Source organism: Variovorax sp. HJSM1_2 (assembly GCF_049316285.1).
GTDB lineage: Bacteria > Pseudomonadota > Gammaproteobacteria > Burkholderiales > Burkholderiaceae_C > Rhodoferax_B.
This window is the reverse complement of the sequence record NZ_JBMOXA010000035.1, coordinates 1-26,053: the sequence shown is the minus strand read 5'-3', so window position 1 is coordinate 26,053 and position 26,053 is coordinate 1. Positions and strand designations below refer to the sequence as shown.

Here is a 26,053-nt window from a genome sequence, read left to right as displayed (position 1 = left end):
CGGCTATCGCCCTTGGCCGCAATCACACACCGCGGCTTCAGCCCGTGACGTTCCAGGCGTGGAAACTCTTGATCTAAGATGGCGTGAAGAATGCTGCTCGCGCACCAGGCATGGATGCGCCCACAACAGCAAGACAGACCCAGCGTAAAAACAGGCCGAAGCCACAAGGAAACCAGGTGACCATGGCTGATTCAAAGACCCTGCAAACTTACTCAGACGATAAAAGCAGAATCCAGTCGATTGGCAAGATGATGGGTGTTCTGGAGTGTTTTTCGACGGTGAATCGACACCTGACCCTGGCCCAGATCGCCACAATGTCGGGCATGCCGCGCCCGACTGCGCACAGGATGCTGGCGGCGATGAAAGAGATAGGCTTTATCGAACAGGACACCCGCAACGGCAGTTACGGCTTGGGCATACGGCTGTTTGAGCTGGGCAATATTGCATTGGCCAACATGGACATTCTGCGCGAAGCCAAGCCGTTCATTGACAGGTTGTGCAAGTTGTCGGGTGAGTCGTCGCACCTGGGGGTGTTTAACGGCTTTCAGGTGGTGGTGGTCGACCGTGAGGAGTCGTCAGACCGTCACCTGAGCGGTACCCGTTTGAGCGAGTCATCACCTGCCCACTGCACCGGTGTGGGCAAGGCCTTGCTGGCGTTCCAGCGCAGCGAGGTGGTCGAGCAGGTCATTGCAGCCGGTCTCAAGGTCTACACCCCAACCACCATCTCCACGGCCGGAGCGCTGCGTAAGGAACTGATCGCCATCCGCAAGCGTGGTTATGCGATCGACAACGCAGAGCACGAGGTCTGGGTGCGCTGTGCTGCGGCCCCGATCCGCAACTCATCAGGCCATGTGTTTGCTTCGGTCAGTGTGACCGGTCCGGCCGACCGCATGACCGATCACAAGATCAGCAGTCTCGCGCCGCTGCTGCTGCAGACGGCCGATGCGATCTCGCGCCAGATCGGTTACGCACAGGCCAACTGAGCGCCGCGTTCCACTCGCCGCTCGGGCGAGCGCATTTCACCAGAAGCGCGCTGGTAAACACTGATTGTTCGGGATTTCGCGGGTCGCTAAAGTTTAAAAGAAATCCGGAATGACAGTCCGGATTCCGGACAGTTGGAAACTTCTTTTCTTTTAAGACTGGAGCCGCTCCGTGCCAAGCCCTGATGTTTCACTACGCCAGCAACTCACCGGTGTGTTGCCCCCCATTACCATGCCCTTCGACCAGAACGGCGACCTTGTCAAGGGAGGGCTGCGCGAGCAGATTGACTTCATCGTATCCCAGGGGGCCTGTGGGGTGGTGGCCGGGGGCAGTACGGGCGAAGGCCACACCCTGACCGACTCCGAATATGCCTCGGTGATGCGAGAGGCATATGACGCCACTGCCGAGCGCGTGCCATTTCTTGCCGGTTTGATTGTGCAGAGCACACGTAGCGCGATTGAACGGTCCCGGCTGCTCAAGGGCATGAAGATTGCCGCTTTGCAGGTCACACCGGTCCACTACCTGTTCAAGCCCGACGCGGATGCAACGGTGGAGCATTTCCGCACCATCGCCGATGCCACCGGCATCCCTATCCTGATCTACAACGTCATTCCCTGGAATTACCTCAGTGTGGATCTGATGCTGCGCATCATGGATGAGGTGCCCGGCGTCATTGGCATGAAGCAGAGCGGCGGCGACCTCAAGTCCATCTCTGACCTGCTGTTGCGCTGCAAGCCGGAGAACGTGGTGTTGTCGGGGGTGGACGCCTTGCTTTACCCCGGATTCTGTCTGGGCATGCATGGTGCCATCTCGGCACTGACCAGCGCGGTGCCAGGTACCGTTGTGCGCATCCAGAAGGCCGTAGAGGCCAACGACCACAAGACCGCAAGAGACTTGCACTACAAGCTCAACGCGTTGTGGAATGCGCTGAACCACGACAACCTGCCCGCTTGTGTCAAGTACATCCAGCATCTTCAGGGGCTGCGCATGTTTGAGCCACGCTCGCCCATGATGCGTGTGACCGAGCAACAAAAGCTGGCCATCAAGGCCGCCTTGCTGCCGCTCCTGGAATGAACCGCGCCCGTTGCCAATCCACCCATAAGAGGAGACTGAACCATGGCTATTCACGTGACGACTCGCAAACTGCTGGCACTTGCCGCGGGCACCGCTCTGCTGTCTTCCCTGCCGTTAGGGGTTGCAGCACAAGGGGCCGCCGATTTTCCCAACAAGCCGATTGAACTCGTCGTGCCTTTCGGCGCTGGTGGCGGCACGGATGTGCTGGCACGCGTAATTGCCGAAGCGGCCAAAAAACACACCAGCCAGGCCATCACCGTATTGAACAAACCGGGCGCCAGCGGTGGTATCGGGCTGACCGAAGTGGCTTTGGCCAAACCGGATGGCTACAAGATCGCCATGGTGACCGCGGAGATGGCCATCATCCCGCACTTGGGCATCATGAAACCCATGCCCGATGACTTCACCCCTATCGTTCGGCTGAATGCCGATCCCATCGTTCTGACGGTCCGGGCTGAGGCGCCATGGAACACGATTGAGGAGTTTGTCGAGGCCGCGAAAAAGTCCAAGGATCCCATGAAGTTTGGCAACGCCGGAACGGGTGGGCTGTCGCACCTCTCGGCCGAGGCGCTGAGCCAGAAGATAGGTACAAGCTTTAGCCATGTGCCTTTTCAGGGCAATGCACCCGCCGTTGTGGCACTGCTGGGGTCGCACATCGACGCAGTGACGTCGTCGCCGTCAGAAGTCTCCACCTATGTCAACAGCGGCAAACTGAGAGCTCTGGGTGTGTTTGCCGATCAGCGATTCAAAGGTGTAGGGTTTGAACAGGTTCCTACGCTGAAGGAACGAAAAATTGACTTGTCCATGGGCACATGGCGCGGCCTGGCCGCACCAAAGAACGTGCCTGCCGATGTCATGGAAAAGCTTTCGGGCATTTTCATCAAAGCCGCGAATGAGCCGGCGGTGCAGGAATCCATGGAAAAGCAAAACCTGGGTTACTCCGTGGTGGACGGCGCCACGTTCCGCAAGCAGATCATGGCAGACAGCGCCTTGTTCAAGCAACTGATTGACAAACTGGGTGTGAAGTAAACCAATAGGTAATCAACAGATGACACGACAAGACGTTTTCGACCTGACGGATCGCGTGATTGTGATCACCGGCGGACTGGGCCAGATCGGCCGGCAATTTGCGCTGGAGTTCATTGAACGGGGTGCCAAGGTTGCCATCTTCAACCGCAGCATCCCGGATGAGGCCATATTGCAGGAACGCTTCCCGGTTGCTTCCGGGCGGGTTGCCTTTTTCAAAGTGGATATCACCAACAAGAGCTCCATTGCGGCCGGGCTGGCGGCGTTGGTCACCCGCTGGGGCGTTCCGCACGTGCTTGTGAACAACGCCGGGCTCGATACCCAGCCTAGTGCCCCGCCCGAAGTATCCGGGCCGTTCGAGGACTTCCCGGAAGAAGTCTGGCGGGAGGTTCTTGAAGTCAACATGACCGGGACCTTTCTGTGCTGCCAGGTCATCGGTGGCGCAATGGCCAAGCTGGGGCGCGGCTCCATTGTGAACGTGGGCTCGATTTACGGCATGTTGTCACCCGTCCAGGACATCTACGCCTACAAGGAAGCCAAAACCGGCAAGGCCTTCGTCAAGCCCGTGGCTTACTGCGCCTCCAAATCAGGCTTGTACAACTTCACGCGCTACTTGGCGACCTATTGGGGGCGCAAAGGTGTTCGGGTCAATATCCTGACCCCCTCGGGCGTCAGGCGCGATTCGCAAGATGCCGAATTTCAGGCCAATTACTGCCAGCGTATGCCCATGGGCCGCATGGCGGAAGAAGACGAGTTCAATGGGGCCGCCGTTTTCCTGGCCTCAGATGCCTCCCGCTACATGACTGGCTCCAACCTGGTGGTCGACGGCGGCTGGACGGCCTGGTAAACCGAAAGAAACCCAACATGATGAAAGATCTTGCCGGCATTTATCCGGCCCTGCCTACGCCCATGTTGGCCAATGGCGACATCCATTACAGCAGCTTGCGAAACCTGGTCGACTTCGAAATGGCCCAAGGGGTGGATGGACTCTACATTGGCGGATCGACCGCAGAATCGTTCCTGCTCACCGAAGATGAACGAAAAAAAGTCACCGAGACCGTACTCCATCAGGCGGCCGGAAAAGTCAAAGTGATTGTCCATGTGGGCGCCGGCGGAACAGACGCGGCAGTGCGTTTGTCCCAGCATGCACGCTCCAACGGTGCAGACGCCATTTCTTCGGTGCCGCCGATTTATTTCAAGTACACCAATGAAGAGATCATTGCCTACTATCTGGACTTGATCGAGTTGTCAGATATGCCGCTGGTCGTGTACAACATTCCGGCGTTCACCGGCGTCAACATGACCCAGGGCCCGATCCGGGAATTGTTCAAACACCCGCGCGTGGTGGCGTTGAAGCACACCAACACCAATATGTACGAGCTCGAGCGCGTGTTGGCACACACCCCATCGCTGCTCGCCCTGAACGGTTATGACGAAGCTTTCCTGTCCGGACTGTCCATGGGTGCAAAAGGCATGATAGGAAGCACGGTCAACTTCATGGCGAGGAAATTCATTGCCCTGCGAGATGCCTTCCATGGCGGCAGGAACGATGAGGCCTTCCGTTTGCAGGGCGAAGTTAATGAGATCGTCGAGACCATGGTGGAGGTTGGTGTGTTCAACGCGGTCAAGTACGCCATGACGCTGCGCGGTGTTGATTGCGGAGCCTGCAGGGCGCCGTTCAAACCGCTCACAGATGCGTCCAAGACCAAGCTCAGGCAGGTTCTGGAAAAGAATCTGGGAGAGAGTCTTCGCGCCGATTGAATCCGGGCCATGTGTGCCCGTTCTTCCGTGACAGAGATTTGTTGCGGCCATGGAGAGCTTCTTAGGCACATTGAAGCCAGCGATTTTCTGCCTGGCCAGGTTCGCCAGCACTGCCGGTGTTGGGCGAGCGTCTGCGCCCATGCATTCAGTACCATGGCCAGAAACGTGTCAGGTTCAAACCCAAAGGCCTGAAGCCCGGTAGCTTGCCGAACGCCGGCCTTGGACCACAGTCCTTTGACCGGTGATCTACTTGCCATCCGGGCGCATATAGCGCAACCTTGTTGTAGACGCGGTGGCCGAGCAAATAAGGACGCGGCCACGTGGCACCAGGCTGCGCCTCATACCTGATTCTGGTGAATGGAATGCATATTCCAGAATTGCTATATCAACTGCTATATATTCGTTTGCGTCACACACCACCCAAGAGGCATGCATGTCGATCCAATCCATCCTGAAATCCACCGTGGTCGCACTGGCGATTGTCAGCGGAGCGCCGCTTTTCGCGCAGGGCACACCGATCAATACCGCGGCGTTTGACGCGCTGGTCGCGCAGGGGCCGGTCGCTGACGCGGCCACCATCGCGTCTAGCACCTGGGCCAGCAAGGTCAAGCAGGCTGGCACGCTGCGCCTTGGCAGCACCCAAACCTCGAATCTTTTCTCGCTGCTGAACGAGAAGGACGGCAAGATTCGCGGCTTCGACGCGGGTCTGGCCCAGCTCATCACCCGCTACATCCTGGGTGACGCGGCCAAGTACCAGTTCACGCAGGTCACCTCGTCCACACGTGAACAAGTGCTCATCAACGACCAGGTGGACATTGTGTTCGCCACCTACTCGATCACCCCCGCCCGTGCCGAGAAGATCTCGTTCGCCGGTCCTTACTACACCTCGCAGGCCGGGGTGTTGGTGAAGGCGAACAACAAGGCCATCCAGTCGTACAACGATCTCGCTGGCAAGAAGACAGCCACGCAGGCTGGCTCCACCGGGCCCGCCATCCTGGCGCAATTTGCGCCCAAGGCGACCGTACAGGAGTTTCAGACGCACCAGGAGGCCCTGGACGCATTGCGTCAGGGACGCGTGGAGGCCTATGTCACCGACTACACACTGCTGCTCAATGCACTGAGCCTGGGAACCGGTGACGCACAGCTGGCGGGTGCGCCCTTTGGCGCGCAAGATCCCTATGGCGTCGGCCTGCCCAAAGGTTCGGACGGCGTGGCCTTCATCAACGCCTTTTTGAAGAAGATTGAAGCCGATGGCACCTGGGCCAAGCTTTGGACCATCTCCATAGGACAACGCACAGGCAGCACGGCCGTCCCCACGCCGCCAGCCATCCCCTGATCAATGGGCAGTGTTTCCCGGCTCCTGGCTGACTACGGGCCTGCCTTTGGGCAGGCCCTTTTGTTGACCTGGAAGCTCACCGCAGTGTCGTTCGTCGCCGGCTTCGTGCTGGGCATGGTTGTGACGGTGGTGCGGCTGTTCCCGCTGCGACCACTACGTTTTGTGTTGACCGGCTACGTCGAGATCTTCCGCAACATTCCCAGCGCCGCGCTATTGATCTTCATAGTGTTCGCGCTGCCCGATCTGCAGGTCTTGATCGACTATGAGCCCGCCGTGATTTTGACGTTGACCCTGGTCTGTTCCGCGTTTACGGCGGACTACCTGCGTGCCGGCATCAACACCGTCGATGGCGGCCAGATTGAGGCGGCACTCAGCCTGGGTATGCGCCCCATGCGCATCATCATTGCCGTGGTCTTGCCACAGGCGCTGCGCGCGGTGGTGCAACCCATGACCTCGCTGCTGATTGCACTGATGTTGTCGACCTCGCTGGCCTCGCAGGTGCCATTTCCGGGCCGTGAACTCACTGCGCTGGTGGCCAAGCTCGCCAACGACTCGGCCGCTGGCATGCCCGCGTTCGCGGTGGCGGCGGCGCTGTACGTGGCCTCGGGGCTGCTGATCGCCTGGGCTGGTGCGGCCCTGGAAAAGAAGCTGCGGATACTGCGATGAGCCGCCCTCTGGAAGATATTCTTTTTGGCGATACCAGCCCCAGAAGCGCAGCCTTGACGCGCTCCGTGAGCGCAGTTGTTTCGGCCAGCCTGCTCGGGCTGCTGGCGGCCATTGTGTTCAGGTTTTATGACGCAGGTCAGTTTGCCGCGCGATTCTGGGAATTCTTCGCCTGGCCGACGACCTGGACCTTTCTGGCCAAGGGGCTGCTCGGCACCGTGCAATCAGCCGCCATGGCTGCTGTTATTGCGTTGGTCTTGGGGCTGGTGCTGATGTTGGGGCGCATGTCACGGCTGCGGCTCGCGCGCTGGCCCAGTGTTGCGCTCATTGAGTTCCTGCGTGGTGTGCCGACGCTGCTGCTGATCTATGTGTGTTTCCTGGTTCTGCCGTCTGTCGGGATCAAGCTGAGCACGTACTGGATGCTGACCTTGCCCATCGGCCTCAGTACCGCCGCGGTGGTGGCCGAGGTCTACCGCGCAGGTGTGCTGGCCGTGCCTCGCGGTCAGACGGATGCTGCGCGAAGCCTGGGCCTGACCGAAGCCCAGGTCTTTGTCTTTGTTGTTTTCCCACAGGCGCTGCGCTACATTGTGCCGGCGCTGGTTGCACAGCTGGTGATTGTGGTCAAGGACACGACCTTTGGCTACGTTGTCACCTACGGCGAACTGATGCAGAACGCCAAGGTGCTGATCGCCAATTACCACGCGCTGGTGCCGGTGTACCTTGTGGTTGCGCTGCTGTACTGCCTGGTGAACTACGCCATATCGCGGGCGAGCAAGCGGCTTGGGCGGCCTATGCACTGATACCGCAGCCCTAGGGTAGGCCTGCAGAGCGTTGTCCTCTTCAAGCTACGTGATGGAAGGTTGCCCCCGGTCTGCTCTGCTGCAGACCGTGTGTGGCGGCCGTTAAAGCACAGCAGTATTGAGCGACTCCGGCCGCTGTGCAAGAAGATGCGATAGCCGTTGCAGACCGGCCTGCAAGCGCCCACGCTCCTTGATACTGCCCAAAGAGATCCGTATGGCATTCACCGACCCGCTGCTTGTTGCAACGGCAGCGAAGGCCTCTGCCGGCATGACGGCGATGCCCTGGCTGTTGGCGGCACGTGCCAGTTGCGAGGCCCGCCAATATGCCGGCAACTCCAGCCATACATGCAGGCCGTCTCCGGCGCCGCTGTAGCGCCCCGCCAGGATATCCCGGGCCATCCAGTGGCGCTGGCGCGCCTCGTTGCGTACACCTTCCAACAGGCCGTTCGCCGATCCGTCGACAATCCACTGCGTGGCCAGTGCAGCCGTCAGCGGCGAGGCCATCAGGGCAAATGATCTGAGCGCGGCCAGGAAACGTTCGCGTTCGTGCGGCGAAGGTATGCGCACAAAGGCGACACGCAAGCCCGGCGTCAGGCATTTAGACAAGCTTGAGACGTAATACACCTGTTCCGAGGCGTAGGTGGCAATCGGTGGTGGCGGGCTATCGGCAAGAAGCCAGTAGGCATCGTCCTCGATGATGCGTACATTGCAGCGCTTCGCGACGTTGGCCAGCGCCTTGCGTCTGTGTTCCGGAATGGTGATGGCGGTCGGGTTGTGTAATGTCGGATTGAGGTAGACCAGCCCGGGCTTGTGCTGGCGGCAGGCTTGCTCAAGCATCTCGGGCACCATCCCATGCTGATCCGCTGCCACGGCCATGAGGCGCCGACCGAATTGCGACGCTGCGGCACGCAGGCCGGGATAACCGGTGGCTTCTGCCAGGATGACGTCGCCAGGCTCCGTCAACGCAAGAATCAATGCGGCGATCGCCGCTTGCGCTCCCGGACAGAGCACAAGCTGTTGAGCGTCCTGATGGCCAAACATTGGCGCCAGCCATTTCGCTCCAGCCATTCGGTCGGAGTCGCTTCCACCGGCCAGGTGGTAAGTCATCAGCAATTCGTTGTCGGCCCTCATCAGTACCTGAGACAAACCCTGTTTCAACATGTCGTCGAAGTCCACGCCATCGGGTGGTGGCGGGGTATTCATGCTCAGGTCGAGGAGAGCGGTCAATTCGACCTTGGGCGCCGCGACATAAGTGCCTCGGGCACCACGGCCCTCCAGCAGCTTGCGGCGTCTGGCCTCGTCGTATGCGCGCGTGATCGTCGTCAGGTCTACATCCAGCTGTGCGGCCAACTGACGCTGCGGCGGTAGGCGGTCACCCGGTTTCAACGATCCTGCTGCCAGCGCCGCCTGCAATGCATCCGCAATCTGCAGAAAACGTGGCCCGCCGTGTGGCGCCAATTGCGGCAACCAGGTGGGCCAATTTTCATTTTTTATGTTTTTCATACGTGGACAGTTTGTCTCAATGTATGGAAATTGCTTTTAAGTAGTATGTCTCAGGCATGCAGTAACAGCACTTTCGCAGGGCGGTCTTTGACGCTTTCTGCGCTCAGATCTGCATTCGGCAAATCACACTGCTGTATGCCCTTGAGGTTTCATCGTGAGATGTCATGAAAGATTCAACAGCATGCCTGTGAGAATGGTTTGCGCAAAAAAAGAAGTGCTTGAGGCCGGGCTTTAAGTTAGTGCACCTCATGGTAGATAGTGTCAAGTCATAGCTTGGAAAAATGCAGAATGATGGATTGGGTCCCTATAGTCTTCGTGATATTCAAGGTTCTCGTGCTTGGCACGGGCATGTTCTTCGCCATCAAGTGGCATTACGACCAAGGGAAGAGGGTGAAGGAGAAGCGCGCAGACCTGCGCACGGTCGCCAAGGTGGCCGCAGTCTTCGTGTTATTGCTGCTGGGCCTGGTGCTTGTCACCTTTGTCCTGGCCAGGATGCTAGGTTTGGACTTGGGCTTGGCATGATGGCCTAGGATGTTCGGCCGCTATCCAGTGATTTGCTGTTCTTTGAGCCCGCCGCGCTCAAGTTGCCAGCCGCTATTGCAGTCGCGACAAGGCTGTTCCGGTTGATTCATTTTGGGGGCTTCAGTACATAGCAGCCGACCGGGCCGGTGTTGGGCAGCTCTGGGTTGAAGAATCCCTCAGCGGACTTTCTCCAAAGACAAAAGGCCAGGTTTGCCCTGGCCTTTTGTACTTGCGCGCTAGCTGCTGGATCAGGGCAGCAGTTCGAACTTCAGGTCGGCCAATGGCGTGACCTTTTCTTCACGCACCAACTTGAACTCGGTGTTCGGGCCAATCCACTTGGCCCAGATGGCGTCGATCTCGCCGGCCTTGTCCATGGCCAGCAACGCGGCGTTGACCTTGGCCAGCAGCACGGGTTCATCCTTCTTCATGCCCACACCAATCGGCTGGAACACCATAGGGTCCTTGATCATCTTCAGCTCGACACCCGCAGTCTTGGACTGGTTCACCAGCTTGGTGATGGTCATGGTGTTGGCCACCACACCGACCGACTTGTTTTGCTGCACCGCCATGTAGGCCGAGCCGGTGTCCTGGAAGGTCACGGGTTCAGAACCGTTCATCTTGATCGACAGTTCCGACGTAGAACCCTTGGTCGAGCTCAGGCGCTTGCCCTTGTATTCGGCCTTGGTGGTGGCGGTGTCGGTGGCCTTCACGGCCAGCATTTCCTTGGCGATGTAGTAGGGGTCGCTGAACTGGATTTGCTCGCCACGGCTCTTGGTATAGGCCAGATTGGCCACGGTCAGGTCGACACGGCCCATCTTCACTTCGGGCACACGGGCTTCAACCGACAGCGGTGTGATCGTGGCCGTCAGGCCCAGGTGTTTGGCCAGGGTGTTGCACATGTCGACATCGAAGCCCACCATCTCGCGCGTTTTCGGATCGGGTGCGGCGAACGGCGGCACGTCGGCAAAGGTGCCGCACTTGAGTTCCTTGCGCTGGACCATGTCCTGCCATTGGTCGGCCTGGGCGGCGAAGCTGAGTGCGAGCAGACCGGCGATCGCCGTCATGCGGGGAAGACGAGAAGCTTGGAACATGGTGGACTCCTGGGGATAAAAGAAAAACGCTGGGGTGGGGGGAAGGGCGCTGGGTTGGGGACTCAATGCGCCCGCAGGTCGGACAGAAAACGTTTCGCTCGGGGATGCTGTGGGTTGCTGAAGAACTCTTGCGGCGTGGCGGTCTCCAGGATGCGGCCCGCGTCCATGAACCAGATCTGGTCGGCCACTTCGCGGGCGAAGTTCATCTCGTGGGTGACACACATCATGGTCATGCCGTCGTTGGCCAGGCCACGCATCACCTGCAACACCTCGCCCACCATTTCGGGGTCGAGTGCGCTGGTGGGTTCGTCGAACAACATCGCGGGCGGTTCCATCGCCAAGGCGCGCGCAATCGCCACGCGCTGCTGCTGGCCGCCCGAGAGCTGCGCCGGGTAGGCGTCGGCCTTGCTGGCCAGGCCCACGCGTTCCAGCAGCTGCTGTGCCTTGGTTTTGGCATCGCTGCGGTTCACGCCGCGCACACGCATGGGCGACATCATGATGTTCTCCAACACCGACAGGTGCGGAAACAGGTTGAAGCTCTGGAACACAAAACCGATGCGGCTGCGCAGGCGGTTCAGCGCCATGCTGGTCATGGGCGCGTGGATGTCGCTGCCATCAAACAGCAGTTGGCCCGACTTCACTTCTTCCAGCCGGTTCACCGTGCGGATGAGTGTGGACTTGCCCGAGCCCGAAGGCCCGCACACCACCACCACTTCGCCTTTCTTGACCTCGGCATTGATGTCGATCAAGGCGTGATAGCTGCCATACCATTTGTTGATTTCGTTGAAGCAGATCATGGGGAACTCTCAGGATGCGTGAAATGGTGTGGTCAGGTTTCAGCCGGTGCGGCGGTGGCGGGCAGAGCGGCAGGAGCGGTACCAAGTTGCCCCTGGCGCTTGCGCATCACACGCCGCTCCAGCCACTTGGCCAACTGCGTGAGGCTGTAGCACACCACGTAGTAGGTCACCGCCAGAATGAAAAACACATGGAACGGCTTGGTCAGCAACTGGTTGTTGATCTGGTTGGCCGCGAAGGTCAGCTCCTGCACGTTGATCACATAACCCAGCGTGGTTTCCTTCACCGCCGAGACAAACTGGCTCAGCAGGCTGGGCAGCATGTTGTAGAGCGCCTGCGGCAGGATCACCGCCCACATGGCTCCCAGGTAGCTGTGGCCCAAGGCGCGCGCGGCTTCCAGTTGGCCACGTGGCAGGGCTTGAATACCGGCACGCACCACTTCCGAGAGGTAAGCGCCTTCGTAGATCACCAGCGTGCACAGCATGGTGGTAAAGCCCGAGACGTTGCGGCCAATCAGCAGCGGCACCAGGAAGTAAACCCACAGGATGACCATCAGCAGCGGCACACCCCGCACCACATAGACCAGGGCCGTGGTGGGCCAGCGCAAGATGCGCCAGGGGGACAAGCGCGCCAGTGCCATCAGCACGCTCAGCGGGAAGGCCAGCGCAATGCCCAGTACCGACAGCACCAGCGTGCAGACGATGCCGCCCATGGGCCCATTGGGATACTGGCCGACCAACAGCAGCAGCCAGTTGTCGCGAAGAATGTTGTAGAGATCGATCATGACAACTTCGCCTATCGTGCGCCAGCAATGCTGTAGCGCTTGGACAGCCACGCACCGGCGGCCATGATCAGCAACGAGAAGCCCAGGTAGACCAGGGTGGCCACCAAATAGGCTTCGAAGGTGCGGAAGCTCTGGCTTTCGATTTCCTTGACGGCGTGGGTCAACTCGGCCACACCAATCGCCATCGCCAGGCTGCTGTTCTTGAATAGCGAAACGCTGTGGTTCACCAGCGCCGGCACGGCGTTGCGCACCGCTTGCGGCAGGATTACATAACGCATGGAACTGATGTAGCTGTGGCCCAAGGCACGCGCGGCTTCGGTTTGCCCATCGGGAATCGAGCGCAGGCCCGAGCGCAGGTCTTCACTGAAGTAGGCTGCCTGGCACAGGCCGAGCGCGATGATGGCAAACAGGGCTTCGCCGTTGTGCTCGGACAGCCAGGCCTGCACATCGTTGGGCAACAGGCTGGAGATGCCGAAGTACCACAGCATTAATTGCACCAGCGTGGGCACATTGCGGTGGTAGGACACATAGGCTTCCACCGCGCGTTCGGCGATGCGGCTGGGCGTGAGCCGCACAACCAGCAGCACCAGGGCCAGGGTCATCGCCAAAAGCCAGGAGCCCGCGGCAATTTGCAGCGTCATCCGCATGCCCTTGAGCAGCATGGCGCCGAACTCGTCGTTCAGCAGGATGGCCATCAGGTCGAAGTTTTTCATGCGTGACTTCTGAGGGACGTGGGGAACATCTTGAGGGCGGAAATGCGCGCGGCCTCAAGCCTGTGGGCGTTCTGGGCGCGTGGTCGACAAGCCGCCGGGTACCTGCAGCGTGGGGGTGATTTCCATGTGGCCCACGTTGACGGCAATCGGTGCAGCAATGGCGAAGGCAATGGCGTTGGCAATGTCTTCGGCCTGTGGCAACTCAAAGCCTTCGACAAAGCGTTCACGAATCTCGGCGCTGTCGCCATGCACGTGGGCAAAGATGTCGGTGGCCACGCGGCCGGGGCAGATTTCGGTCACGCGCACACGCTTGCCGTAGGCATCGATGCGCAACTGGCGCGACAACATGCTCACCGCCGCCTTGGTGGCGTGGTAGGTGCTGTTGCCACCGAAGTTGTAGGCCGCCGCAATCGAACTGATGTTGATGATGTGGCCACGGTCGCGAGCCACCATGCCGGGCAGCGTGAGGCGGCAGATGTGCAACACGGCGCGCAGGTTGACGTCGATCAACAGGTCTATGCCTTCTTCGTCGGCCTTCAGGATGGAGCCAGGGCGGTCCACACCGGCGTTGTTCACCACCACGTCAAAGGCCACCTCCTGGGTCAGGCGCGTGACGCTGGCCAGGTCGCTGACGTCGATGGCGTGGGGAATGCAGCCGGTGCGTGTCGCCAGTTCGCTGAGCTTGCCTGCGCTGCGCGCCAGGGCGTGCACTTGCAGGCCCTCTGCACACAGACGTTCGACGGTGGCCGCGCCTATGCCCGAGGAGGCGCCGGTCACGAGGGCTGTTTTGTAATCGGAAAAAGGCATGTCAGGTTTCTTTCTTTTCGGGGCGATAGGGACAGCGTTACTGGTTTTTTGCAGCGTGCCGTGTCTCGTATGAACTCACTTTATCGGCGCGACATCAATCGCGCCAAGACGGATTGGCTGTGAGGCGATAAGCTACCCTTATGCTGCGCCGCAACAGTGCACGGCCAGACGCGCAGGCGCCAAATTGGTGCCATGTCTGGGGTGGTGTTGCAGACCAAATCCGAGGCCGTGTTGGGCCTCATTTGGGGCGCAGAGAAAAGGGCGCTGGCCGCGTTCATGGCGCTGCTGGCGACTGCCGCGAGATGGGGACGATACGTCCGCCCACCGATTCGATCTTGGCCCGCACAGCAGCCGCCAACGCCACGGCGCCGGGGGTGTCGCCATGCAGCAGGATGGAGCTCGCACGCATGGGTATTTTGCGTCCGCTGTACGCGGTCACGGTACCTTCTTCGAGCAATTGTGTGACGCGGGCCAGCACCTTGGTGCTGTCGTGTATCACCGAGTCGGGCAGCTTGCGTGGCACCAGCAAACCGTTGTCGTCGCAGGCACGGTCGGCCAGGAAACTGCTGGCCACACGCAGGCCGTGGTGGTCACCTGCGCTTTCAATTGCCACGCTGGCCGAAGAGCTGATGATCAAGCCCGGATCGAAGCGCGCCACGGCTTCCACCAGTGCCATGGCCAGATCGGCATCGGCCGCTGCCATATTGCCCAGTGCACCATGAAAGCTCATGTGTGTCATGCGCCGGCCGCAGGCTTGCGCAATGCCGGCCAGGGCACCCAACTGGTACACCACAATGCTGGCCAACTCGTTTGTATCGATCTGCATGGGGCGGCGGCCAAACCCCCCCAGGTCGGGAAAGCCCACATGGGCGCCGATGTCTATGTCTATGCCACGCGTGGCCGCCAGGCGCACCGTGCGTTCCATGATGACCGGGTCGCCCGCATGAAAGCCACAGGCGATGTTGGCTGATGAGATGATCTTCAGCAGTGCCTCGTCGTCGCCCATGCGCCAAGGGCCGAAACCCTCGCCCAGGTCGGCGTTCAAGTCGATGTCCATTGCTTGCTCCTTAAAACGCGTTCACTTAGGGCGCGACGCTGATGTCGACCAGCGGTGTGCCGTAGCCCAGCGTGCTGCCCGGCGGCACGTGCCAGTCGCCGGTCCAGCCGTCGCATGGGGCACGCACCGGCAGCAGCAACAGGCCCACCTGCATCAGCGCGATCAGACCGCCGGCTTGCACCGTGCTGCCGGGCGTACACAGGGGTGTGTTGCGGCCCGGAATGTGATCGAGCAAGACGCCCAGCGAGCCCGCACGCACGCTGACGTGGTCGGCTGAGACTGCTGCATTCGATGTCGGGGCTGCTTGCTGCTCAGGGGCAGAACCATCACGGTGAATTTCAATTTGTAGGTTGGGGCCTTGCAGCTCCAGCAAATCGATGTCGGTGGCGGCCAACCATTCGGCCAGTTGGCGGATGTCTTGGGTCTGCATCGTCAGCTCCTTTGTAGCGCCCAGCGCTGCAGTTCAATCAGGCGGCGCACCTCGTCCAGCCAGGCTTGCACTTCGTCGAGTGCGGCGATGGCAGATTCATAAGTGGCTTCGATAAAGCGCACACGGCTGCCTATGGCTGCCTGTCCAAGCCGCCACAGGTCGGCCTCGATCACGGTGCCAAATTTCGGGTAGCCGCCCGAGGGTTGGGCGTCGCGCATCTGCACGATAGGCTGCCCGCTGGAAGGCACCTGGATCACGCCCGGCACAATGCCGTGTGAGCGAATTTCCATCGCCGCTTTGGGCACCAGCGGTGTGCCTTGCATGCGGTAGCCGTAGCGGTCGCTTTGCGCCGTGATCTTCCATTCACCGGCCCAAAAGGCCGCGCGTGAATCTTCTTTGAAGCCGGTGTATTCGGCGGCGGGCAGCACACGCATGGCGGGCAGGCCGTCAAGGGTCAGCGGCAGGGTCAGCGCGGGTGGCAGAACCCCAAAATCTACCGCAGCTGCAAGGCCGGGTTTGTCGGCGCGCAGCACATCGCCTTGGCGCACGGCGCGGCCATCGAAGCCGCCAAAGGCGCCGCGCAACTGGGTGCTGCGCGAGGCCAGCACCTCAGGCACGTCAACGCCGCCAGCCAGTGCCACATAGGCGCGGCTGCCGGTGCCGGCGAGCGGCAGGCTCAGCGTCAGCACCTGGCCCTTGCGCGCCTGGTGCACCCACCAAGGCGCAAGCATTTGCTGGTCGAGCCGCGCCTGGCAATCAGCGCCGGTGAGCGCGAAGGCACAGTCTTCGGTGAAGCGCACTTGAAACGGGTAGACCGGCACTTCGAGCGCGGCAGCGCCCGTGGGGTTGCCTAGCAACAGGTTGCCCACGGCCAGGGCCAGTTGGTCCATGGCACCGGCCGTGCCCACGCCAAAGCGCAGGCTGCCCAGGCGGCCCGCGTCCTGTACGGTGGCGAGCGCGGTGGAGGAAAGAAATTCAATCATTTAGGGCCTGTTAGCACCATGGATGCAAGTGCGAACGTGGTTAGAAAAGCGCCAATCAAGGCGCGGGGTGACGGCCAGGCGTTCGCCTGGCCTAGACCTGCAACGCGGAGTGGCGGTTTTTTAACCACGTTCCCTCCGGGTTGCAGCCCAAAAGACCAGCCGCAGCGTTGCAAAGCCTGGCCGGGGTTCACCCCGGCTGCGTTTTGCGCCTCGCCTCTGGCCCTTTGAACAGCAACGCATCTTGTATCCATAGTGCTAACAGGCCCTAACGATGTCCTGAACACGAAAGCGCACACAGTCGCCCGGCTGCAACACGGCCGGTGGGTCTTGCTCGGGGTGGAAGAAGTCCATGCTGGTGCTGCCAATGGTGTTCCAGCCGCTGGGGCCGGCCGAGGCCGACACACCGGTCTGCACACCGCCGATGGAGACCGAGCCGCCCGGCAGGTTGACGATGGGCACGGCGCGACGCGGCGTGGCGATGCGCTCGTCCATGCCGCCCAGATAACAGTAGCCGGGGTGGCTGCCCAGCGCATAAACAGGGTAGAGCGGCGCGCAGTGAAGTGCCACCACTTCGTCTATGCTGAGGCCGGTGTGCGCCACCACATCGGCCAGGTGTGGGCCACCCGCGCCGCCATACACCACCGGCAGTTCGATGATGCGGCCTTGCAGTGGCAGCGGGGCCGTAGATTCCCAGGCCTGCAGCACGGTGTTTTGCAAGGTTTGCAACGCGGCCAGTGTGCGTGGGGGCCGGGCGAAGGTCAGCATCAGGTTGTTCATGCCGGGCACGGCTTCACGCACTTCGGGCAGGGCCTGCAGTTGACCGGCCATGGCCCAGATGCGTTGCTGTGGCGCCAGCGCCAGGGCGCCCGGCGCTTCAAACAGCAGCGCCGTGGTGCCCAGCAGCGTGACGTTGGGTAGGGTGGTGTTGGCGTTATGCATGGGCGCCTTTAATTGCTTCAGAGTCTTTGGCGGCTGTGCGCTCGGCACTGCGTTGCTGCAGCCAGCGTTCTAGGTGATGGATGTCCACGCCGCCTTGCTGGAAGCCACTGTCTTCGATGATGTCGCGGTGCAGCGGCAGATTGGTGTCTATGCCGCCAATGTGCATCTCTGCCAGTGCCAGGCGCATGCGTGCCAGGGCATCGGCGCGCGAGCTGCCATGGACGATGAGCTTGGCAATCATCGAATCGTAGTAGGGTGGCACACGGTAGCCCGCGCAAACGTGCGAGTCGATCCGCACCCCAAAGCCGCCCGGGGGCTGCCAGGTGCTGATGCGGCCGGGTGCAGGTGCAAAGGTTTCCGGGTTCTCGGCATTGATGCGGCACTCCAGCGCGTGGCCAACGCAAGCCACCTGGTCCTGCGTCAACGCCAGATGCTCGCCGCGCGCCATGCGGATCTGCTGCTGCACGATGTCTATGCCGGTGGTCATCTCGGTCACCGTGTGTTCGACCTGCAGACGTGTGTTCATCTCGATGAAGAAGAACTCGCCGTCTTCAAACAAGAACTCAAAGGTGCCCACGCCGCAGTAGCCGATCTGGCGGCAGGCTTGGGCGCAACGTGCACCCACGCTAGCCAAAAGAATCGGGTCTATGCCGGGAGCGGGCGCTTCTTCCAGCACCTTTTGATGGCGCCGTTGCAGCGAGCAATCGCGGCTGCCCAGCCACAAGGCGTGGCCGTAGCGGTCGCACAACACCTGGATCTCCACGTGGCGCGGGTGGCCGAGAAACTTCTCGATGTAGACCTCGGGGTTGCCAAAGGCGCGGCGCGCTTCTTCGCGGGTCAGGGCCATGGCGTCCAGCAACTCGCCCTCGGTCTGCACGATGCGCATGCCGCGCCCGCCACCGCCGCCGGCGGCTTTCACCATCACCGGGAAACCGATGTCGCGCGCAATCTGCAGAATGGCGCCGTTGTCGTCGGGCAGCGAGCCATCGGGCCCGGGCACGCAGGGCACACCGGCCGCGCGCATCGCACTCTTGGCCGCCACTTTGTCACCCATGGTACGAATGCACTCAGACGGCGGGCCTATGAACACCAGGCCGGCTTCTTCTACCCGCGCGGCAAAGCCGGCGTTCTCGGACAAAAAGCCATAACCGGGATGGATGGCCTGCGCGCCGCTGAGCTTGGCCGCGTACAGGATCGCGGCCTGGTTCAAGTAGCTCTGGGTCGGAGACGCGGGGCCAATACACAGGGCCTGGTCGGCCTGCGCCACGTAGGCCGCATCGCGGTCGGCTTCGGAGTAGACGGCCACGGTGCGCAGCCCCAGGCTGCGGCAGGCGCGCTGAATGCGAAGGGCGATCTCGCCGCGATTGGCGATGAGCACAGTATCAAACATGGTGTTCCTCGCGGCTCATCTCCCAGCGCGCTGCGCGCGCCAGCGCAATTTGCTTCGCCACGCCTATGGCGTGAACGCCGCGATTGGCGATCAGTATGGTGTCAAACATGCTCAACCCAATCGCAGCAATGGTTGACCCGCTTCTACTTCCTGGCCCGACTCGACCAGCAGGGCCTGCACCGTGGCATCGTTTTCGGCGCGGATCTCGTTGAAGACCTTCATGGCTTCCACCACACACACGACTTGCCCGGCTTGGATCGATTGGCCTGCGGCCACGAAGGGCGGTGCGTCGGGGGAAGGGCGCCAGTGCACCACGCCATACAAAGGGGTGGTGATCTCGTTGGCGGCCGGCGCCACGGGCGTGGCGACGGGGGCTGCCACCTGTCGCGGCGTGGCTGTGGCCACGGGTTTTGCCGGCGGCTGGCTGGTGGGCGTGGGAGGGCCTGCCTGCGTGGCGGCTGCAGCCGTACCCCCCTTTTTTCGTACCAGCCGCAGCTGGATGCCGTCGCGCGTCAGCGCCATTTCGCTAAGGTCAGACGCGGCCATGGCGTCTATCAATGCCTTGATTTCCTGTAGATTCATCTCGGTTTTCCTGCCCTCGCGGGCGGCGTTCACACGCTGTGGTTCAACGTGTTCAATGCCTCTAAGTTACCGAGAGATGGCCCGCGACGCCAAGACCGTTTGGCTTTGCCGGGATAAGAGCGCCTTATGGGCGGCTCGACAGCGGCTCAGTGCGTGGGCGCCAGGGCCTGTGCGGATTCGGTGATGGCGCCAGGGGCCGCGTCCACCAGCAGATCGTTCACCAGTTCGAGCAGAATCTCGCGCACGGCTTGAGCGGGCTCAGACAACGGCAGGTGGTCCGACTGGCACAAGGCCAGCGGCGCTTCGATCACGGGTTCGACAATCTTGCTCTGCCAGGCCATGCCCGACGCGACAAAGCTGCGCGCGATAGAGGCCGGCAGAATTGTCGAACCCAGGCCATCGGCAATGGCCGCCGTGAGTGTGATGGCGGACTCGACTTCGGCCACCACACCTGGCGTCATGCCGGCGCGCATAAAGGCTTCGTTGACCAGTTTGCGCACAATGTTGTAGGGACGTGGCAGCAGCAACTGCACATCGGCCAAGGCTTCAAGCCGAATGTTTTCACCGGGTTGCGGTTCGGTGGCCGGCCCCACCAGGTACAACTCTTCCTTCACCAGCGGCAGGAACTTCAGCCCGTGTATGGCTTTGTCGCCATACAGCACGGCCAGATCCATGCGTCCGTTCATGATGAGTTCACTCAGCGTGGTGCCGTAGTTTTCGTTCAGGTACAGCAGGATGCCGGGATGGCGCGCACGCACACGGCGCAAAAGGGGCAGCGCCAGCGTGGCGGCGGCTGTGCCCGGGGCCACGCCCACCGACACCTGGCCCGAAAGCCCCAGGCCGGCGGCGGCCATGTCACTCATGGCCTGGTCACATTGGCGCAGGATGATCTGGGCATGGCGGTACAAGGCCTTGCCGGCTTCGGTGGGGGTGACGCCGCGTTGGGTGCGCACCAGCAGTTGTTGGCCGACTTCGGCTTCCAGTGTGGCGAGTTGCTGGCTCAGGGCTGGCTGTGCGATGAACAACACTTGGGCAGCCTGCGTCAAGCTGCCGATGTCTACGATTTTGACGAAATATTTGAGGCGGCGCAGATTCATACGCGAGATGCAAGCAAAAGGCGAGCCTAACATTCCCTTATGGACAAAGAGCAGGGGGCTAACCCGATGCACAGTGGGGGCGCAAGTCTTGTCATAAGCTCCTCCTATATCTCCAGAGCGATCTTGTCTTGGCTTTCCAAAACGACTACGCGTAACGTTCGGGCCTATCCGAGCGCCATGTGCACCCATCAATGCCGTGGCTTTGCCGATTTCACAGCCCGAAGGAAATGCCGTGTCCCGTTCCAGAATCGCCGCGCGCGTGCGCCGCATCAAGCCATCCCCCAGCAGTGCCGCCGCCGACCGCGCCAGCGAACTCCGCCGCCAAGGCCGCGACATCGTCAACCTGGTGGTGGGTGAACCCGATTTCGATACCCCGGCACACATCCGCGATGCGGCCTGCGCGGCCATTGCGCGTGGCGAAACCCGCTACACCATGTCGGCCGGCACCCCCGCGCTGCGCCAAGCCATCTGCGACAAACTGCTGCGCGAAAACGGCCTGCAATACAAGCCTAGCGACGTGGTGGTGACCTGCGGCGCCAAACACGCCATCTTCAACGCCCTATCGGCCACGCTGGAGCCGGGCGACGAGGTAATCATTCCCGCGCCGTACTGGGTGTCTTACCCCGACATGACGCTGGCCTGCGACGGCACACCCGTAGAGGTGGTCTGCCGCGAAGACGATGGTTTTCGCTTGACGGCTGCGGCACTTGAAGCCGCCATCACGCCCAAGACCCGCTGGCTGTTGCTGAACTCACCCACCAACCCCACGGGTGCGGCCTACAGCGCGGCCGACCTGCGCGCCCTGGCCGACGTGCTGTTACGCCATCCGCAAATCTTGCTGATGACCGACGACATCTATGAACACATTCGCTTCGACGGTGAAGTGTTGCCACACATCGTCGCCATCGAGCCGCAACTGCGCGACCGCACGGTGGTGATCAACGGTGTGTCGAAAACCTATGCCATGACCGGTTGGCGCATAGGCTACGCGGCCGGTCCCAGCGATCTGATCGGTGCCATGGAAACGCTGCAGTCGCAATCGACCAGCAACGCCTGCACCATCAGCCAGGCGGCCGCGCTGGCCGCACTGCAGGGTGACCACAGTTTCCTGAAAGACTTTGTGGCGGTGTACCGCCAACGGCGTGACCGCGCGCTGGAGTTGATCAACGCCATTCCCGGCCTGAGCTGCCGCACGCCCGGTGGCGCCTTCTATTTGTTTGTGAACTGCAGTGGCCTCATAGGCCGCACCACGCCCCATGGCAAGGTGCTGGAAAGTGATGTGGACGTTGCGCTGTACCTGCTGGATGCCGAAGGTGTGGCCATGATCCCCGGTTCTTCATATGGCGTGGCGCCGTACTTCCGCATGTCGATCGCCACCAGCATTGCCGTCATCGAAGAAGGCTGCCTGCGCATAGGCCGTGCGGCCGCGGCGCTGCGTTGATTATTTCTATTAAAACGAGACACGAAAGCACACCCATGGAATACAAAGCTCTGCGTAAAAACGCCTCTGCCCCACAAGTCGCCGCCAAGGTTCTAGAAGCCTTGCGGGACCTGCCAGTCGCCGCCCTCAGCGACAACATGCACCGCAACATCGGCACCTCGGGCCTGCACCCTTACCACCGCCCGGGCAAACAAAGCATGGCCGGCACGGCCGTGACCGCACGTTCACGCGGCGGCGACAACCTGACCTACTTGCGCGCGCTGGAGTTTTGCCGCCCCGGCGATGTGCTGGTGGTGGATGCCGGTGGCGATTTGAACAATGCCGTGGTCGGCGGCATCCTGTCGTTTTATGCCGCGCAGATTGGTTTGTCGGGTGTTGTGCTGGACGGCGCGATCCGTGACGTGGCCGAGATCCGCGAACGCGATTTCCCGGTCTACGCCCGTGGCGTGACGCACCGTGGCCCCTACAAGGATGGCCCGGGCGAAATCAACGTGCCCATCAGCGTGGGCGGCATGGTGGTGAACCCCGGTGACATCGTGGTGGGCGACCAGGATGGTTTGTTGGCCATTCCTACCGACGGTGTGGAGCAGTTGATCGAGAAGGCGCGTGCCGTGCTGGTGGCGGAAGAAAAAACCATGGCCGCGATGCGCGAAGGCCGTTGGGACCGCAGCTTCATCGACGTCCTTGAAGCACGCTGCAACAACTGATTTCACCTCTCTCGATTGCCTACATTCCATGCGACCTTCCGTACTGGCCACCCGCGCCACCTTCCCCGACATCGCCGACCGCCTGCGCGCCCACTTTGATGTCACCGACAACCCCAGCGACACCATCTGGAGCCGGGCCGAGCTGATCGCCCGGCTGCAAGGCAAGGCCGGAGTGATGAGCACCGGCAGTGAACGTATCGATGCGGATCTGCTCGACGCTTGTCCCGATCTCAAAGCCGTATGTAATGTGGGCGTGGGCTACAACAACATCGACGTTGCGGCCTGCACCGCGCGCGGCGTAGTCGTGACCAATACGCCCGACGTGTTGACCGAAACCACGGCCGACTACGGCTTTGCGCTGATGATGGCGACCGCGCGGCGTATTGCTGAATCCGACCGCTTCGTGCGCTCAGGCGAATGGACTAAAACCGGCATCCACGACCACTTTGTCGGCGGCGACATCCAGGGCGCGACGCTAGGCATTCTGGGCATGGGCCGCATCGGCCGTGGCATTGCACGGCGCGGTGCGCTCGGTTTTGGCATGCGTGTGGTCTACCACAACCGATCAAAGCTCGATGCCGCGCAAGAAGCTGAATCGGGCGCGCAGTACGTCGACAAGGCCACGCTGCTGAAAGAGTCCGACCATCTGGTCTTGGTGTTGCCGTATGCGCCCTCGTCGCACCACGCGATTGGCGCGGCCGAGTTGGCGCAGATGAAACCCACGGCCACGCTGACCAACATCGCGCGTGGTGGCATTGTCGACGACGCCGCACTGGCGGCGGCATTGCGCGCGGGCACCATCGCGGCAGCGGGCCTGGACGTGTTTGAAGGTGAACCCAAGGTGCATGCCGATTTGCTGACCGCGCCCAATACGGTGCTCACGGCGCACATCGGCAGTGCTTCGGTGCGCACGCGGCGCGCCATGGCGGCCTTGGCCATAGACAACCTGATCGCCTCGCTGGGCTTTGGCCCGCAGGCCGGTGTGCCGCTCACGCCGGTCAACAGCGTCAAACCACAAACACGAGGCTGACATGGCTGCACTGATGCATACAACGGGTGCCCCGGCTCCCGAGATGGCGGCCGCCTGCCGTTTGTTGGTGATGGGTGTTTCGGGCTGCGGCAAATCGACCCTGGCCGCGCAATTGGCGCAGGGGCTGGGCGGCCAGTTGATCGAAGGCGACGACTACCACCCGGCAGCCAACGTCGACAAAATGCGGCGCGGCATTGCGCTGGATGATGCCGACCGTTGGCCCTGGCTAGACCTGCTTGGCGCGCGTTTGGCGGCGGCCAGCGGTCCGGCCGTGCTCACCTGTTCAGCCTTGAAAAGAAGCTACCGCGATCGCCTGCGTGCGGCGGTGCCCGGCCTGCGCATTGTTTTTCCGCAGTTGGATTTGCCCGAGGCCACACGCCGCCTGGGCGCACGCAAGGGCCACTTCTTTCACCCCAAGCTGGTGGTCAGCCAGTTTTTGACACTGGAGCCACCCGTGGGTGAGCCCGATGTTTTTCGGATTTCGGCGCTGCTGGCGATATCCGACCAGACCAGAGCCGTTGCCCACTGGCTGCAGTCCTCCACAGCCGAAGGAACACCTTTGGCTTTTTCTCCCACAGATTTGGCTTTGCTGTGAATACATTTCTTCAAAAATTCGACCTCACCGGGCGCACTGCGCTCATCACCGGTTCTAGTGCAGGCATTGGCTTTGCGTTGGCGCGTGGCCTGGCGCAAGCTGGCGCCGCGATTGTGCTCAACGCGCGCAGCAGCGAAAAGCTGGAAGCTGCCGCCGCCACCTTGCGCGCCGAGGGCGCCACCGTACACACCGCCGCATTTGATGTGACCGATGGCGCGGCTGTGGCCAAGGCCGTGGCGCAGATCGAGAGCGACATCGCACCCATAGACGTTTTGGTCAACAACGCGGGCATGCAACGCCGTGGCCCGCTCGACCAGTTTGAAGAAGCGCAGTGGCACGAACTCATGAAGACCAACGTGGACAGCGTGTTCCTCGTCGGCCAGGCCGTGGCGCGCCACATGATCCCGCGCGGGCGCGGCAAGATCGTCAACATCTGCTCGGTGCAGAGTGAGCTGGGTCGCCCCGGCATTGCACCCTATACCGCCAGCAAGGGCGCGGTGAAGATGTTGACCAAGGGCATGGCGATTGACTGGGGTCAACATGGCATCCAGGTCAACGGACTGGGCCCGGGCTATTTCAAGACCGAGCTGACAGATGCGCTGGTGAAGAACACCGAGTTCACACAATGGCTGGTGAACCGCACGCCATCACGCCGCTGGGGCGATGTGGAAGACCTGGCGGGCGCGGCGGTGTTCCTGAGCAGCGAGGCCTCCAACTTTGTCAATGGCCACATCTTGTACGTCGATGGTGGCGTGACCGCCACGCTCTGAAAGGATTACTCTTATGGAAGCCCTTGTCATTCACGCCCCCGGCGACTTGCGCGTCGAAACCTTTCCGACGGCCGAGCTGGGCCCCGGCCAGTTGCGTGTGCGTGTGCGCTGCGGTGGCATCTGCGGCTCGGACCTGCACTACTACCAACACGGCGGCTTTGGCACCGTGCGCATCCAGGAGCCCATGGTGCTGGGCCACGAGGTGGCCGGTGTGATTGACGCCGTAGGTGAAGGCGTGGTCGGCTTCGCGGCGGGTGAACGTATTGCGGTCAGCCCCAGCCGGCCTTGCGGTGTGTGCCGCTACTGCCAGGAGGGTTTGCAAAACCATTGCCTGGACATGCGCTACTACGGCAGCGCCATGCGCAACCCGCATGTGCAAGGTGCGTTTCGCCAGGAGATCGTGGTCGAAACCCACCAGGCACACAAACTCACCAACAACGTGAGCGATGGTGAGGGTGCGATGGCCGAGCCGCTGTCGGTGGCGCTGCACGCGGTGCGCCGCGCCGGGCCGCTGGTGGGCAAGAAGGTCTTGGTGACCGGCTGCGGGCCGATTGGCGCGCTGCTGATCATCGCCGCGCGGCGCGCCGGTGCCGCACATATCGTGGCCACCGACGTGAGCCAGCACACGCTGGGCAAGGCATTGAAGGTGGGCGCCGACGAAGTGGTCAACGTGGCCGAAGAAGCCGAAGGCCTGAAACGTTTCACGGCCGACAAAGGCACATTCGACGTGTTGTTTGAAGCCAGTGGCAACGAACGTGCGCTGCGTGGCGCACTCGAAGCGCTGCGCCCGCGCGGCATCATCTTGCAGGTGGGCCTGGGCGGCGACATGAGCTTGCCGATCAACATGATTGTGGCCAAGGAGTTCGACCTGCGCGGCGCCTTCCGCTTCCACGAAGAGTTCGCCATGGCGGTGAATTTCTTGAACAAGGGCTTGATTGACGTGAAGCCACTGATCTCGGCCACGCTGTCGTACCGCGACTCGGCCCGCGCGTTTGCGCTGGCCGCCGACCGTTCACAAGCCATGAAGGTTTTGTTGAACTTCGATTGATGGTTGGTTTATGGCGATGCGGTGGCATAACCCACCGCAGGTTCTGAGAATTTCCAAGGAGACACCATGCTGATAGGCGTGCCAGCGGAGACGGTAGCGGGGGAGCGCAGGGTGGCGCTGACCCCGGA

The 26,053-nt window shown here is 61.7% G+C and carries 28 protein-coding genes; 15 read left to right on the top strand and 13 right to left on the bottom strand.

Features of this window, described 5'->3' with window-relative positions; genetic code table 11:
* Nucleotides 1-182 precede the first annotated feature (182 nt).
* The 8 genes from ACFQ95_RS23715 to ACFQ95_RS23680 all read left to right on the top strand — a co-directional run bounded on the left by ACFQ95_RS23715 (nucleotide 183) and on the right by ACFQ95_RS23680 (nucleotide 7,641).
* A complete protein-coding gene (locus ACFQ95_RS23715) occupies nucleotides 183-983 on the top strand; it encodes an IclR family transcriptional regulator (RefSeq protein ID WP_422835083.1) in 801 nt (266 codons plus the stop codon).
* 169 nt (nucleotides 984-1,152) lie between these two features.
* Nucleotides 1,153-2,055: a dihydrodipicolinate synthase family protein gene (locus ACFQ95_RS23710; protein ID WP_422835081.1), complete on the top strand. Its 903-nt coding sequence runs from the start codon at nucleotides 1,153-1,155 to the stop codon at nucleotides 2,053-2,055.
* 42 nt (nucleotides 2,056-2,097) lie between these two features.
* Nucleotides 2,098-3,084: a tripartite tricarboxylate transporter substrate binding protein gene (locus tag ACFQ95_RS23705; protein WP_422835079.1), complete on the top strand. Its 987-nt coding sequence runs from the start codon at nucleotides 2,098-2,100 to the stop codon at nucleotides 3,082-3,084.
* 19 nt (nucleotides 3,085-3,103) lie between these two features.
* Nucleotides 3,104-3,928 carry an SDR family oxidoreductase gene (locus ACFQ95_RS23700; protein WP_422835077.1) on the top strand — a complete coding sequence of 275 codons (825 nt, stop codon included), beginning with the start codon at nucleotides 3,104-3,106 and terminating at the stop codon, nucleotides 3,926-3,928.
* Between the two features lie 17 nt (nucleotides 3,929-3,945).
* A complete protein-coding gene (locus tag ACFQ95_RS23695; protein ID WP_422835076.1) occupies nucleotides 3,946-4,842 on the top strand; it encodes an N-acetylneuraminate lyase in 897 nt (298 codons plus the stop codon).
* 433 nt (nucleotides 4,843-5,275) lie between these two features.
* A complete protein-coding gene (locus ACFQ95_RS23690) occupies nucleotides 5,276-6,178 on the top strand; it encodes a glutamate ABC transporter substrate-binding protein (RefSeq protein WP_422835074.1) in 903 nt (300 codons plus the stop codon).
* A 3-nt stretch (nucleotides 6,179-6,181) separates the two neighbouring features.
* Entirely contained in the window at nucleotides 6,182-6,844 is a 663-nt protein-coding gene (locus ACFQ95_RS23685) for an amino acid ABC transporter permease (protein ID WP_422835073.1), read from the top strand.
* Nucleotides 6,841-7,641, top strand: coding sequence for an amino acid ABC transporter permease (locus ACFQ95_RS23680; RefSeq protein WP_422835072.1), 801 nt, complete (start codon nucleotides 6,841-6,843; stop codon nucleotides 7,639-7,641). Before ACFQ95_RS23685 ends, ACFQ95_RS23680 begins: the two co-directional genes overlap by 4 nt.
* A gap of 102 nt (nucleotides 7,642-7,743) precedes the next feature.
* Here ACFQ95_RS23680 and ACFQ95_RS23675 read toward each other — a convergent pair whose 3' ends face one another.
* Nucleotides 7,744-9,144: a PLP-dependent aminotransferase family protein gene (locus ACFQ95_RS23675; protein ID WP_422835070.1), complete on the bottom strand. Its 1,401-nt coding sequence runs from the start codon at nucleotides 9,142-9,144 to the stop codon at nucleotides 7,744-7,746.
* A 288-nt stretch (nucleotides 9,145-9,432) separates the two neighbouring features.
* Between ACFQ95_RS23675 and ACFQ95_RS23670 the strand changes: the two genes are divergently transcribed.
* Nucleotides 9,433-9,666, top strand: a complete 234-nt coding sequence (locus tag ACFQ95_RS23670) for a hypothetical protein (protein ID WP_422835068.1) — start codon at nucleotides 9,433-9,435, stop codon at nucleotides 9,664-9,666.
* 248 nt (nucleotides 9,667-9,914) lie between these two features.
* On the opposite strand, the gene ACFQ95_RS23665 is transcribed toward ACFQ95_RS23670, so the two are convergent.
* From ACFQ95_RS23665 to nac, 12 genes are all read right to left on the bottom strand, one after another.
* Nucleotides 9,915-10,757, bottom strand: a complete 843-nt coding sequence (locus ACFQ95_RS23665; protein WP_422835066.1) for an ABC transporter substrate-binding protein — start codon at nucleotides 10,755-10,757, stop codon at nucleotides 9,915-9,917.
* Nucleotides 10,758-10,819: 62 nt separating this feature from the next.
* On the bottom strand, nucleotides 10,820-11,554 hold the full coding sequence (locus ACFQ95_RS23660; RefSeq protein ID WP_422835064.1) for an amino acid ABC transporter ATP-binding protein: 735 nt from the start codon (nucleotides 11,552-11,554) through the stop codon (nucleotides 10,820-10,822).
* Between the two features lie 32 nt (nucleotides 11,555-11,586).
* On the bottom strand, nucleotides 11,587-12,336 hold the full coding sequence (locus tag ACFQ95_RS23655) for an amino acid ABC transporter permease (protein ID WP_422835063.1): 750 nt from the start codon (nucleotides 12,334-12,336) through the stop codon (nucleotides 11,587-11,589).
* An 11-nt stretch (nucleotides 12,337-12,347) separates the two neighbouring features.
* Nucleotides 12,348-13,049: an amino acid ABC transporter permease gene (locus ACFQ95_RS23650; RefSeq protein ID WP_422835062.1), complete on the bottom strand. Its 702-nt coding sequence runs from the start codon at nucleotides 13,047-13,049 to the stop codon at nucleotides 12,348-12,350.
* Between the two features lie 54 nt (nucleotides 13,050-13,103).
* Nucleotides 13,104-13,856 (bottom strand): SDR family oxidoreductase, encoded by a 753-nt coding sequence (locus ACFQ95_RS23645; protein ID WP_422835060.1) that lies wholly within the window; start codon nucleotides 13,854-13,856, stop codon nucleotides 13,104-13,106.
* Nucleotides 13,857-14,130: 274 nt separating this feature from the next.
* Nucleotides 14,131-14,913, bottom strand: a complete 783-nt coding sequence (locus ACFQ95_RS23640; RefSeq protein ID WP_422835058.1) for a LamB/YcsF family protein — start codon at nucleotides 14,911-14,913, stop codon at nucleotides 14,131-14,133.
* A 25-nt stretch (nucleotides 14,914-14,938) separates the two neighbouring features.
* Nucleotides 14,939-15,343, bottom strand: coding sequence for an acetyl-CoA carboxylase (locus tag ACFQ95_RS23635; RefSeq protein ID WP_422835056.1), 405 nt, complete (start codon nucleotides 15,341-15,343; stop codon nucleotides 14,939-14,941).
* Nucleotides 15,344-15,345: 2 nt separating this feature from the next.
* Nucleotides 15,346-16,326 carry a biotin-dependent carboxyltransferase family protein gene (locus ACFQ95_RS23630; RefSeq protein WP_422835055.1) on the bottom strand — a complete coding sequence of 327 codons (981 nt, stop codon included), beginning with the start codon at nucleotides 16,324-16,326 and terminating at the stop codon, nucleotides 15,346-15,348.
* A 255-nt stretch (nucleotides 16,327-16,581) separates the two neighbouring features.
* Complete coding sequence (gene pxpB, locus ACFQ95_RS23625) at nucleotides 16,582-17,265, bottom strand: 5-oxoprolinase subunit PxpB (protein WP_422835053.1); 684 nt, start codon at nucleotides 17,263-17,265, stop codon at nucleotides 16,582-16,584.
* Nucleotides 17,258-18,655, bottom strand: a complete 1,398-nt coding sequence (gene accC / locus ACFQ95_RS23620; protein ID WP_422835051.1) for an acetyl-CoA carboxylase biotin carboxylase subunit — start codon at nucleotides 18,653-18,655, stop codon at nucleotides 17,258-17,260. Before accC ends, pxpB begins: the two co-directional genes overlap by 8 nt.
* Nucleotides 18,656-18,766: 111 nt before the next feature.
* Nucleotides 18,767-19,237, bottom strand: a complete 471-nt coding sequence (accB, locus tag ACFQ95_RS23615) for an acetyl-CoA carboxylase biotin carboxyl carrier protein (protein ID WP_422835049.1) — start codon at nucleotides 19,235-19,237, stop codon at nucleotides 18,767-18,769.
* 146 nt (nucleotides 19,238-19,383) lie between these two features.
* A complete protein-coding gene (gene nac, locus ACFQ95_RS23610) occupies nucleotides 19,384-20,334 on the bottom strand; it encodes a nitrogen assimilation transcriptional regulator NAC (RefSeq protein ID WP_422835047.1) in 951 nt (316 codons plus the stop codon).
* A gap of 232 nt (nucleotides 20,335-20,566) precedes the next feature.
* Here nac and ACFQ95_RS23605 point away from each other — a divergent pair, with 232 nt between their 5' ends.
* From ACFQ95_RS23605 to ACFQ95_RS23580, 6 genes are read left to right on the top strand one after another with little or no spacing between them, the layout of a single operon-like run.
* A complete protein-coding gene (locus ACFQ95_RS23605) occupies nucleotides 20,567-21,775 on the top strand; it encodes an aspartate transaminase (RefSeq protein ID WP_422835045.1) in 1,209 nt (402 codons plus the stop codon).
* 35 nt (nucleotides 21,776-21,810) lie between these two features.
* On the top strand, nucleotides 21,811-22,482 hold the full coding sequence (locus ACFQ95_RS23600; protein ID WP_422835043.1) for an RraA family protein: 672 nt from the start codon (nucleotides 21,811-21,813) through the stop codon (nucleotides 22,480-22,482).
* Nucleotides 22,483-22,510: 28 nt separating this feature from the next.
* Nucleotides 22,511-23,512: a 2-hydroxyacid dehydrogenase gene (locus ACFQ95_RS23595; RefSeq protein WP_422835042.1), complete on the top strand. Its 1,002-nt coding sequence runs from the start codon at nucleotides 22,511-22,513 to the stop codon at nucleotides 23,510-23,512.
* 1 nt (nucleotide 23,513) lies between these two features.
* Nucleotides 23,514-24,107, top strand: coding sequence for a gluconokinase (locus ACFQ95_RS23590; protein WP_422835040.1), 594 nt, complete (start codon nucleotides 23,514-23,516; stop codon nucleotides 24,105-24,107).
* Nucleotides 24,104-24,877 carry a glucose 1-dehydrogenase gene (locus ACFQ95_RS23585; protein WP_422835038.1) on the top strand — a complete coding sequence of 258 codons (774 nt, stop codon included), beginning with the start codon at nucleotides 24,104-24,106 and terminating at the stop codon, nucleotides 24,875-24,877. The genes ACFQ95_RS23590 and ACFQ95_RS23585 overlap by 4 nt, the downstream gene beginning before the upstream one ends.
* A gap of 13 nt (nucleotides 24,878-24,890) precedes the next feature.
* Nucleotides 24,891-25,925, top strand: coding sequence for an L-idonate 5-dehydrogenase (locus ACFQ95_RS23580; protein WP_422835036.1), 1,035 nt, complete (start codon nucleotides 24,891-24,893; stop codon nucleotides 25,923-25,925).
* The last annotated feature ends 128 nt before the right edge of the window (nucleotides 25,926-26,053 follow it).